Origin of the sequence: Salinicola lusitanus, assembly GCF_038648475.1 — a bacterium.
Classification (GTDB): Bacteria; Pseudomonadota; Gammaproteobacteria; order Pseudomonadales; family Halomonadaceae; genus Salinicola; species Salinicola lusitanus.
Window position 1 is genome coordinate 4,071,970 of record NZ_CP151919.1, and the last position, 11,032, is coordinate 4,083,001.

10 protein-coding genes and 1 other RNA gene are annotated in these 11,032 nt (G+C 66.0%); 4 read left to right on the forward strand and 7 right to left on the reverse strand.

Features of this window, described 5'->3' with window-relative positions; translation table 11 throughout:
• Positions 1 to 45: 45 nt before the first annotated feature.
• The 7 genes from recR to AAGT95_RS18420 form a co-directional block, all read right to left on the reverse strand.
• A complete protein-coding gene (recR, locus tag AAGT95_RS18390; RefSeq protein ID WP_110602401.1) occupies positions 46 to 651 on the reverse strand; it encodes a recombination mediator RecR in 606 nt (201 codons plus the stop codon).
• Complete coding sequence (locus tag AAGT95_RS18395) at positions 651 to 977, reverse strand: YbaB/EbfC family nucleoid-associated protein (protein ID WP_110602399.1); 327 nt, start codon at positions 975 to 977, stop codon at positions 651 to 653. Before AAGT95_RS18395 ends, recR begins: the two co-directional genes overlap by 1 nt.
• Positions 978 to 1,027: 50 nt before the next feature.
• Positions 1,028 to 3,316, reverse strand: coding sequence for a DNA polymerase III subunit gamma/tau (gene dnaX, locus AAGT95_RS18400; RefSeq protein ID WP_342594735.1), 2,289 nt, complete (start codon positions 3,314 to 3,316; stop codon positions 1,028 to 1,030).
• 219 nt (positions 3,317 to 3,535) lie between these two features.
• Positions 3,536 to 3,632: signal recognition particle sRNA small type (ffs, locus tag AAGT95_RS18405), an RNA gene on the reverse strand.
• A gap of 266 nt (positions 3,633 to 3,898) precedes the next feature.
• On the reverse strand, positions 3,899 to 5,416 hold the full coding sequence (locus AAGT95_RS18410; RefSeq protein ID WP_342594736.1) for a tripartite tricarboxylate transporter permease: 1,518 nt from the start codon (positions 5,414 to 5,416) through the stop codon (positions 3,899 to 3,901).
• Entirely contained in the window at positions 5,416 to 5,862 is a 447-nt protein-coding gene (locus AAGT95_RS18415) for a tripartite tricarboxylate transporter TctB family protein (RefSeq protein ID WP_110597473.1), read from the reverse strand. The genes AAGT95_RS18410 and AAGT95_RS18415 overlap by 1 nt, the downstream gene beginning before the upstream one ends.
• On the reverse strand, positions 5,859 to 6,845 hold the full coding sequence (locus AAGT95_RS18420; RefSeq protein ID WP_342594737.1) for a Bug family tripartite tricarboxylate transporter substrate binding protein: 987 nt from the start codon (positions 6,843 to 6,845) through the stop codon (positions 5,859 to 5,861). The genes AAGT95_RS18415 and AAGT95_RS18420 overlap by 4 nt, the downstream gene beginning before the upstream one ends.
• A 228-nt stretch (positions 6,846 to 7,073) precedes the next feature.
• On the opposite strand from AAGT95_RS18420, the gene AAGT95_RS18425 reads away from it, so the two are divergent.
• Genes AAGT95_RS18425 through AAGT95_RS18440 form a run of 4 tightly spaced genes read left to right on the forward strand, consistent with a single transcriptional unit; the run spans position 7,074 to position 11,029 of the window.
• Positions 7,074 to 7,745: a response regulator transcription factor gene (locus AAGT95_RS18425; RefSeq protein ID WP_342594738.1), complete on the forward strand. Its 672-nt coding sequence runs from the start codon at positions 7,074 to 7,076 to the stop codon at positions 7,743 to 7,745.
• On the forward strand, positions 7,742 to 9,136 hold the full coding sequence (locus AAGT95_RS18430) for a sensor histidine kinase (RefSeq protein ID WP_342594739.1): 1,395 nt from the start codon (positions 7,742 to 7,744) through the stop codon (positions 9,134 to 9,136). The genes AAGT95_RS18425 and AAGT95_RS18430 overlap by 4 nt, the downstream gene beginning before the upstream one ends.
• Before the next feature lie 32 nt (positions 9,137 to 9,168).
• On the forward strand, positions 9,169 to 10,272 hold the full coding sequence (locus tag AAGT95_RS18435) for an ABC transporter substrate-binding protein (protein ID WP_342594740.1): 1,104 nt from the start codon (positions 9,169 to 9,171) through the stop codon (positions 10,270 to 10,272).
• Positions 10,273 to 10,279: 7 nt separating this feature from the next.
• The gene (locus AAGT95_RS18440) at positions 10,280 to 11,029 is read left to right on the forward strand and encodes a TlyA family RNA methyltransferase (RefSeq protein WP_342594741.1); all 750 of its coding nucleotides are present in this window, start codon (positions 10,280 to 10,282) and stop codon (positions 11,027 to 11,029) included.
• Positions 11,030 to 11,032 lie beyond the last annotated feature (3 nt).

The window sequence follows — 11,032 nt, forward strand, 5'->3', positions numbered from 1 at the left end:
AGGTGAGAGCCTGGGCGCGGCAGGAGCCCCCGCCGCGTCCAGGCTTCACTCGGAAGAGAACGGCTGGCGCCCTTGAAATGCCCGGCTGAGCGTGCCGCCATCGACATACTCCAGCTCGCCACCCATGGGCACACCGTAGGCCAGCCGCGACAGCCTCGCTTCTCGCCCGACCAGGTGCTCCGCGATGTAGTGCGCGGTCGCCTCGCCTTCCACGGTGGGATTGGTCGCCAGGATGATCTCGCTGACGGTCTCTTGGGCGAGTCGTGCTTCCAACTGGTCGAGACCGATATCGTCGGGCCCGATGCCGTCGAGTGGCGAGAGGTGACCATGCAGGACGAAGTACTGGCCTCGATAGCCACCGGCCTGCTCGATCGCCAGCATGTCCGCCGGCGACTCGACCACGCACAGCAGCGCCGAGTCGCGACGCGGATCCTGGCAGACGCCGCACAGGGTCTCCTCGGTCAGGGTTCGACACCGCTCGCAGTAGCCAACCCGCTCGATCGCCTCGGTCAACGCCTGAGACAGCCGGCGCCCGCCATCGCGCTCCCGCTCCAGCAGATGCAACGCCATTCGCTGAGCCGTCTTGGGCCCCACGCCGGGCAGCACGCGCAGGCTCTCCAGCAGTTGCTCGACCAGCGGTGAGAAACTCATCAGAACGGCATCTTCATCCCGGGAGGCAGGTTGAGTCCGGAAGAGACCTCTTCCATCCTCGCCTTGGACTGGCTCTCCACCTTGCGAGACGCGTCGTTGACAGCGGCCGCCAGCAGATCTTCCAGCAGCTCCTTGTCTTCCTGCATCAAGGAGGGATCGATCTCGACCCGGCTGACGTCATGACGGCCATTCATGGTGACCTTGATCATGCCGGCGCCAGCTTCGCCCGAGACTTCCATCTGGGCGATCTCTTCCTGCACCTGCTGCATCTTTTCCTGCATTTCCTGGGCCTGCTTCATCAGGCCACCCATGCCACCCTTGAACATGACGAACTCCTTCGAGATGGAATTTTCGAGACTGGGGTCGTTGGCAAGTGTCACACGCGGTCGGCGGTGACACTCTCTTCGATCAGACGGGCGCCGAAGCGCGCTTCCAGTTCCTGAATATGTGGGTCGACCCGCAGCGCTTCAACGGCGCGGGCATGACGCTCGCGAGCCTCTCGGTCGCGCCTGGCCTTGGCCGTCTCGCGCGAACCATCCAGTTCGGCGACGTTGACCTCAAGACGGCGAGCGTAACCGATACCCGCCAGCGCCTTGGTAATCCGATCGACGTGCAGCTCCGACAGCATCGCCGACTGCCCGGGGTCCAGCGTGACGTGAAGCACGTGCCCGTCGTCGCTGTCGATGACGCAGTGCGCCGCGAGGTTGCGGGTGAGACCACCGATGTCGAGGCGATCGAAACGCTCGAGCCAGAGATCATGCGTCAATGGTGTCGTCGCGGCGACTACCCCGGCGGGGTCAGGCGACTCGTCGATGACCGCCGGAGATGAAGATTCCCCAGCGCTGGCGGCTGCCGGCGGCGTCTCGGCGGCATCGCGCTCGGAGGGCATGTCGGCCGGGTGCGCGGACGACGCATTCGGGTCGACCGGCAAGGCCGGCGCCGGGTCGTGACTATCGGGAAGCGCCGCCAGTGACTCGTCGCCAGAGACGTTCGACTGCTCCGCCCAGGCGTAGGCGTCATTCTGCAGATCGGCGTCGCTGTCGACATCGATCTCGCGGCCGGATTCGGCATCGCCGCTAACACCGCTGCCGCCGCTGGCACCGACATCGCCGGCTTCGACGCCTGGCGTGGAGAAATCCGCAGCTGAGAATGACTCCGCCTCCCGCGGCTCCCATGACGTCGATTCCTCCGTCGCTGGCGCCGGTTGCCGTGGCGCACCAGGTGCCTCGACATCGACCGACCAGGGCGGACGGTCATCCGCCTGCGGCTCGACGGCGGCCGGGGACGATGCAACCGGCTCGACCGGTCGTTGATCGACCGCGGGTAGCGGCTCGTGTGGCGCCGGCTCTTCAGGATTCACCCGCGTCGGTCCCGACGCCACCGATTCCGGAGCCGCCGATTCCAAGGACATAGTGCTGGCCGCCGATGCCATCGGTTCGGCCGGCGCAGGATCATCGGCCCGCGCGTCTTCTGCAGCGGTCTCGCCTGCGCGCGTCTCACGCTGGGCGTCACGACCACCATCATTTTCGCCCTGCGGATTTCCGCGCAGCGGCAGGTCGGTCTGCGGCGGTGTCGGCACCCCCTGGGGGCGGAAGGCCAGCATGCGCAACAGCGTCATCTCGACCGCCGAACGCGTGTCCGGCGCGTTGTCGATGTCGCCGCGCCCCTGCAGGGCGATCTGGTAGTAGAGCTGGACGTCCTCGGCGGTGAACCGGCCGGCCAGTGCCAGCAGTTCCTCGCGATCGCCGTGGCCATTGTCCAGGGCAGAGGGCACCATCTGGGCGATGGCCAGGCGGTGCATCAACCCGGACAGCTCGTCGAGCACGCCGGCAAAGTCCGGCCCTTGCTCGGCCAGTGCCGCCACCTCCGCCAACAGTCGCTCGGCGTCGACATCCGCCAGGGCCTGGGCCAAGGCAATCAGATGCGCGTGATCCAGCGTGCCGAGCATGGCGGCCACATCCTCACGGCGCACTTCACCCTGCCCAAACGCGATGGCCTGATCGGTCAGGCTCATGGCGTCGCGCATCGAGCCGTCGGCGGCCTTGCCGAGCAGCCACAGCGCCTGCGGGTCGAAAGCGACCTGTTCGGCCTCCAGCACCCGGGTCAGATGCTCGACGACCCGCTCCGGCGGCATGTTCTTGAGCGTGAACTGCAGGCAGCGCGACAGCACCGTCACCGGCAGTTTCTGGGGATCCGTCGTCGCCAGCAGGAACTTGACGTGCGGCGGCGGCTCTTCCAGCGTCTTGAGCAGCGCGTTGAAGCTGTGCGTCGAGAGCATGTGCACCTCGTCGATGAGGTACACCTTGTAACGCCCCTGGGTCGGCGCGTACTGAACGTTGTCCAGCAGCTCGCGGGTGTCCTCCACCTTGGTCCGCGAGGCGGCATCGACCTCGATCAGGTCGACGAAGCGGCCGTTGTCGATATCGCGACAGGTCTCGCACTGGCCGCAAGGCTGCGAACTCACCCCCTGCTCGCAGTTGAGACACTTGGCGAGGATCCGGGCCAGCGTCGTCTTGCCGACGCCGCGCGTACCGGTAAACAGATAGGCGTGGTGCAACCGGCCCTGGTCGAGCGCGTTGACCAGCGCACGGCTGACATGCTCCTGGCCGATCAGTTCGTGAAAGGTACGCGGGCGCCACTTGCGGGCCAGAACCTGATAACTCATGCGGCGCGATACTCCTCGCAGGTAGGTTCGCGGCTGGACGTGATCGTGAGAAACGGTGCGGGCGCGACCGAAAACGTCGATGCCAGCATCGATATCCGAGACAGTGATCGGACCATTCTAGCAGGGTCGGCAGAAGCGTGACGAGGCAGGAGGGAACGACTTTCGGACCGCCGCGAGATCGACGGCGGCCATCGATGTCGGGCCCGAAATGGAGGCGGCCCCGACCAGCCACATCCCGGCACACGCGGCCACCACTACCGTTGCTCCCTTCCGGGCCTGGCGGGGTTTGCGGTTTAGCGTTGCGGGAGGACCGGTAAGGGCCACCGTAACTCGACTCATCGACGACACGGATGAGATCGAAGGTCGACAAAGCCTGTTCCATCAAGACGTTGCCGAGCGAGCGGCACTATAACAGCGTCATCGCCTCGCGACAACCGGCAGACATCGACCGGGCGGAAAGAGTACGCCCTGCCGCTGTCAGCCGCGGGATGACGGCTCTCCCCTCGCCCGGCAGGAGATGACCGGCCACGAAAAAGCCCCGCCGGATCACCGGACGGGGCTCGAATCGCGGCTACGACATGGTCAGCCGACTTTCTCCTTGGCCGCCTGCATGCGCTTGCGCAGGATCGGCCCCACGATCACCGGCAGCAGCAGCCCGATGATCGCCACCAGCCACAGCCCGATCGACAGACCGCTGCTCCATAGAATCGACCAGTCGCCGTCGGAGATCTGCATCGCGTGGCGCAGGTTCTTCTCCATCTCCGGCCCCAGCAGCAAGCCCAGGATCACCGGCACCAGCGGAATCTCCAGCTTGCGCAGGATATAGCCGGCGACGCCGAAGGCGATCATGAAGTAGAGATCGAAGGTCGAGTGGCTGATCGAGTAGATGCCCACGAACGCGACCATGGTCACGATCGGCAGCAGGTACATCGGCGGCACCGACAGGATCTTCACGAACACGCCGACCAGCGGAATGTTGAGCAGCAGCAGCATGAAGTTGCCCACCAGCAGTGCGGCGATGACGCCCCACACCAGGTCGGCGTTCTGGGTGAACATCAGCGGCCCGGGGGTGATGTTGAGCGATACCAGCATCGCCAGCAGCACCGCAGTGGTGCCGCTGCCCGGCACGCCGAGGGTCAGCATGGGTACCAGCGCGCCGCTGGAGGCGCCGTTGTTGCCGGCCTCCGGGGCGGCGACACCGCGCGGGTCGCCTTCACCGAAGTAGCCCTTCTTGCCGACGATCTTCTTCTCCAGGGTGTAGGTGATGAAGCTGCCCAGCGAGGCCCCGGCCCCCGGCAGCACGCCGGCGATGAAGCCCAGCACGCCGCCGCGCAGCGTGGTCGGCATGATCGACAGGATCTCCCGCCACTTCAGCTTGAGCGGATTGACCTTGATCATCTCGCGCCCCTTGCCGGCCTTCTCCTCGATGAAGAACAGCAGCTCGGAGACCGCGAACAGACCGACGATGGCGATGATGAAATCGACCCCTTCGTAGAGCTCCAGCACGTTGAAGGTGTAGCGCTGGGTGCCGGTGGAGAGATCGATCCCCACGGTGGCGATGATCAAGCCGATGGCTGCCGCCATCAGCGTCTTCATCGGGTTCTTGCCGGTGATACCGCCAAGCGTCGCGAAGGCCAGTACGAACAGGGCGAAGTACTCGGCCGGGCCGAACGTCAACGCGAACCGGGCCAGCAGCGGCGCCAGCAGAATCAGGCCGATGGTGGCGATCAAGCTGCCCATGAACGAGGCGATCGCCGAAATCGCCAGCGCTTCGGCGGCCTTGCCCTGGCGCGCCATTGGATAACCGTCGAGACAGGTCATCATCGCCGGTTCGTCACCGGGGATGTTCAACAGGATCGACGAAATTCGTCCGCCGTACATCGCCCCGGCGTAGACCGCGGTGAGCATGATCAGCGCCGTTTCGGGCTTGAGGCCGAGGGTGAAGGCGAGCGGAATCAGGATCGCCACGCCGTTGGCCGGGCCGAGACCCGGCAGCGCGCCGATCAGGGTGCCGATGAAACAGCCCATCAGGGCGAACATCAGGTTCTCGGGCTGCAGCGCCACGCCGAAGCCGAGCGAGAGATAGTGCAACGTCTCCATCAGTGGATCTCCAGCAGGCCGAGCGGCAGCGGCAGTTCGAGCCCGTAGGTGAACAGCACGAACACCACCACGCCACTGATCAGTCCGGTGAGATAGGCCTTCACCGGGCGCGCGCCCATGCGCCAGCACAGCGTGCCGACGGCGAGCATGGTCGAGAGGATGAACCCGAGCGGCTCAAGCAGCAGCGCGTAGGCGATCAGCACGACGACGGCAATGCCCAGCTCCAGGAAGGTCCTGGCCACCGGCCAGTGGTTGTCCGGGTCGGGCTTGACGATCATGTACAGGCTACAGATCGCGAGGATGACGGCCAGCAGCTTGGGAAAGGTCTCGGGACCCACGGCTTCCGATCCCCCGAAGGGGACCGGAAACTGGGTGGCGCCGTAGTAGTAGGCGACGGCGATCACCAGCATGACCAGGCCGAAGACGCGGTCGTTGAACTTGCTCATTGAATCAGCCCGATTTCCTTGGAGAGCGACTGGATATCCTGGATCTGCTGCTTGACGAAGGCTTCGAACTCGCTGGAGTCCGGGTGGAACGGCATCAGGCCGTTACTCTTCATGACCTTCTTCCACTGGTCGCTGGCATAGAGCTTGTCGATGGCATCGACCCAGTACTGCTTGGCGTCGTCATCGATGTCGGCCGGCATGTAGAAGCCGCGCCAGTTGGGCCCGACCGCATCGATGCCCTGCTCCTTGGCGGTGGGAATGTCGGCCAGGTCGCCCGGCAGGCGCTCGTCGGAGAGCACCGCCAGCACGCGCAGGTCGCCGGACTTCAGGAAGCCCTGGGTCTCGGTGACGTCACCGGTGAAGGCGTCGACGTGACCGCCGATGACCTGGGTCATCGCTTCGCCGCCGTTGTTGTAGGAGAGATAGGGAATCCGCGGCAGGTTCTCGACCCCGGCCGCCTTGGCCGCGATCAGCACCTTGAGGTGGTCCCAGCCGCCATTGGCGCTGCCGCCGGCGAACTTGACCGCCCGCGGGTCCTGCTTCATCGCATCCATCAACTCGTTGAGGTTGTGGTAAGGCGAATCCTTGGAGACCGCGATCACGCCATAGTCCGCGCCCACCGCACCGATCCAGTTGACCATGTCGGCATTCATGCCCGGAAACTGATTCTGGGCCAGACGCGTGGTGGTGGCGGTTGAAGCGGCCACCAGCAGCTGGTCGTCGCCCTTGCGCTTGCTCACGGTATGGGCGAAGGCGACACCGCCACCGGCGCCAGCCATGTTGATGGTCTGGACACTGGCCGGGACCAGCTTGAGCTCCTCGAGCACGTTACCCACGCTACGGCAGGTGAAGTCCCAGCCGCCGCCCGGGTCGGAGGGCGCGATACACTCGACCTTGCCGGAAGGCTCGAACGCCATGGCGCTGCTGGCGGTCAAGGCCAGCGTCGCGGCGGCCACCCACTTGATTGTCTTGGCTGCAAACATGTTTGCTTCTCCTCGCTGATGGAGCGGAGTTATTCGTGGCTGACGCCAACCTTACAGTTTCGTAAGGTAGAACGTTGTTCCCGTCAGCGGAAATTAGGGTGAACCCTTGTAACGGTCAACGGCCGGGCGGTAAAAGCCAACTAAAGTTCAATGCCCTGCGAATCGATTCGTTTACAATCGCCCGACCCGGATCACGCGCCTCCCCCTCTTCACCGGCTGGAGTTCTCCATGGCACCGAAGTTGATGCTGATAGAGGATGACCCTCTGCTCGCCAGCACGCTCACCGCAACGCTGGCGGTCGACAATCAACGTATCGAACGGATAGGCGATGGCGGCGAAGCCCTTGCCCGGTTGTCGCTCGATCACGACTACGATCTCATTCTCCTGGATCTCAACCTGCCGACGCGCAGCGGTCTCGACGTGCTGGCGGCACTGCGCTCGCGCGATCGACAGACCCCGGTGCTGATCCTGACCGCGAGAGCCGCCATCGAGGATCGCGTCAGGGGGCTCGACCTGGGTGCGGACGACTATCTGGCCAAGCCGTTCGCGCTGGACGAGCTGGAAGCGCGGGTCCGCGCCCTGTTGCGACGCCGCCAGCACGACCAGAGCGAATCGATCTCGCTGGGTTCGCTGCGACTCGACCGCCATCGCCAGCACTTCACCCTGGGGGACGCCGCCCTGCCGCTGCCGCCGCGGGAACACCGCCTGCTCGCTTGCCTGATCCGCTACGCGGGGGAGCCGGTGGACAAGGCGCGCCTGCTCGAGGAGGCTTTCGCCGGGGAGCCGGTCGGGGATAACGCCATCGAAGTCTATGTCCACCGTCTGCGCCGGCGTCTCGCCGACTCCGACGTCACCCTGCGCACGGTCCGGGGCATCGGCTATCTGCTGGAGGCCGAGTGACCCTGGTGCGACGCTGGCGACTGTCGCATCTCAGCCTCTATCGACGGCTGATGATCTGGCTGTTCTGTCCCTTGGCCATGCTGGTGGCGATCATGCTGCTGCAGGCCTGGTTCGCGTCTCGCGAGGCCGCCGACCGCGCCTTCGACCGGCTGCTCGACGCCGCCTCGCTCTCCATCGCCGAGCAGGTTCGCTGGCAGCAGAGCCGCTTGTGGATGGACCTGCCGCCTTCGGCACTGGAGATGCTCGCCACAGACGCCGAGGAGCGGGTGTTCTATGCGCTCTACGATGCCCAGGGCCATTTCGTCACCGGCAATCGTTCGCTCCCCTCGCTACCGCCCGCCGGCGTCGGCCAGATGAGCTATGGCGACGTGCTCTCCCGCGGCATGCCGCTGCGCCTGGGGGTATTGCGCTCCCGGCTGGAGGGGTGGGATCGCAGCGACCGGTTCGAGGTCAGGGTGGCCCAGAGTCGTGAGGGGCGACAGGCACTGGCCAACCAGCTGTTTCTGGCGAGCCTTGTCAATATCGTGATCATTGCCGTACTGGCCATGGGGGTCGTGCTGCTGTCGGCCCGCTTCGCGCTGGAACCGTTGACCCGGCTGAGACGCGCCATCCGCCAGCGCGATCCTCGCACGCTCGCCCCGCTCGAACTGGCGCTGCCCCGGGAACTGGCGGAGCTGCGCCAGGCATTGAACGAACTACTGGCGCGAATGCGTCGCGTCCGGGCCAATCAGGAGCGCTTCATCGGCGATGCCTCTCACCAGTTGCGCACGCCACTGGCGGGGCTTTCAGCACGCGCGGAGCTGGCCATTCGCCAGTCGGAGCCGGCGGCGTGGCGCGACGCGCTCGTCACCATGCACGGCACCGCCACCAAGACGGCGCGACTGGCCGGTCAGCTACTGTCGATGACCCGTCTCAACAACCCCGAGGCGGCGCCGGCCAGGCGTTCGGTCGATCTCGCCGCACTGGCGCAGCGCTGCGTCAGGGAGTCATTCGCGCGCCATTACCGTCACGGCATCGATCTCGGGGTCGAAGTGCCCGACCATCCCGTCATCGTGTCGGCGACCGACTGGCAACTGGAAGAGGCGCTGAACAACCTGATCGAGAACGCTGCGCTCTACGGCGCCCGCCAGATCACGGTGCAGGTCACCGACGCCCCGACGCGCCTGATCGTCACCGACGATGGCCCCGGCATCCCCGAATCCCAGCGTCTGCTGGTGCTGCGCCCCTTCCACCGTGGCCAGGAAACGGGCGATGGTACCGGCCTGGGCCTGGCGATCGTCGACAGCATCGCGCGCGCCCACGACACTCGCCTGCTCCTGCAAACCGCCAATCCCGACCACCCCGAGCGCCCTGGCTTATGCGTCGTTCTGATCTTTCCCACCGACCACTGAGACTCCCCCGCTGCGTCCGACGCCTCGGCGTCGTGTGGCTGGCACTGACGCTCGCGCTGACGGCTCAGGCGCAGGCGAGGACTCTGCACTTCGCCGCGGATACCGAACCGTCCCGCGCCCTGACCATCTACGGCGTGCTCGATGCACCGCAGGTTCGGCCGCTGCTCTCCGATTTCCATCGCCGCCACCCCGACATCGCGATCGACTACCACAACCTGGAGACACTGGCGCTGCACGCCCGCGTCCTCCAGGAGCGCGACGCCCCGCGCGCCGACGTAATCATGTCCCCCGCGATGCCCTGGCAGTACCAACTCGCCAACGAAGGGCTGTCGAGCACGGTCGACTCTACCGCCGCCGCCGACTGGCCGAGCTGGGCGCGCTGGCGCCAGGAGCTGTTCGGCTTCACGTTCGAGCCGATCGTCATGGTCTATCGGCGGGACCTGGCACGACACATGACGCCACCGCAAAGTCACGCCGATCTGCTGAGCCTGCTACGGCAGCATCCCCGGATGCTCGACCACCGCGTGGTCACCTACGATCCGCGGCGAAGCGGCGCGGGCTACACCTACGCCATCGAGGACGCCAGGATCTCCGCCCGCTACTGGGACCTGGTCGAGGCACTGGGCAACAGCCACAGTGTTCTGGAAACCACCACCGCCGCCATGCTCGAGGGACTCAGCCAGGGACGCTACTGGATCGGCTACAACCTGATCGGCTCCTACGTGCAGGATTATGTGGCCGAACATCCCGAGCTGGTGATGGTGGTGCCCAAGGACTACGCCCTGGTACTGCAGCGTCTGGTCATGATGTCGCGGGATGCGCCTCACCCCGACAGCGCACGGCGTTTCATCGATTATCTGCTGAGCGCATCGGCGCAACGCCTGCTCGCCACCCAGACCACGCTGGGGGCCGTGCACCCGTCTGTCGATGGCGCCGGCACCGCGGCCGACCTGCGCGACCGATTGGGAGAGGCGATCCGACCGGTTCAGATCGGTCCGGGCCTGCTGGCGACGCTGGACACGCTCAAGCGTCAGACGCTGCTGGAACAGTGGCAGCAGGCCTTCGACAACCGGCCGACACACGCCGACGGCCCCCTTGCCGACCCTTCCCCCCTGCCCGACGCTGCAACGGAGTGAGCCGCTCATGACCCGACTCGATCAACTGGTGACCGCCCACGTCCGTTCCCGTACCCGGGCCCAGCGCCTGATTCGCCAGGGTTACGTCAGCGTCAACGAAGGCGGCGCATGGCGGGTGGCGCTGAAACCGGGAGAGAAGCTGCCGGATACCGTGGACCTGCGGATTGCCGAAGCGCCGGAGGAGCGCTATGTGTCGCGAGCCGGCCTGAAACTGGAGGCTCTGCTGGAGGCGTTGGCACGCCGCCTCGACGGCCTCACCGTACTCGATATTGGCCAATCCACCGGTGGATTCAGCGACTGCGCGCTGCGCTACGGCGCCGAGCGGGTGATCGGGATCGAGGTGGGGCACGACCAACTGGACGCTTCGCTACGCAACGACGCCAGGGTCACCTGTCTGGAGGGCGTCAATGCGCGCCGGCTCCCCTTCGCCGAGCTGGAGAGGATCGCCCCGGACGGCATCGATGTCGTGGTGATGGATGTCTCGTTCATCTCGCAGACCCTGATCCTGCCGGAGATCGCCCAGGTGCTCCACGCCGGTGGGGAGCTCTACTCCCTGGTCAAACCGCAGTTCGAGGTAGGCCCCGGCAAGGTCGACCCCAGAGGGATCGTGCGCGACGCCACCCTCTACACGACGGTGGCCGATACCCTCCAGCAGGCCTGCCAGTCACACGGCCTGATGGTCGATCATTGGCAGGAGAGCCCGATCCTGGGCGGCGACGGCAACCACGAGTTCCTGCTCCACGCCCTGCGCCGCTGACCG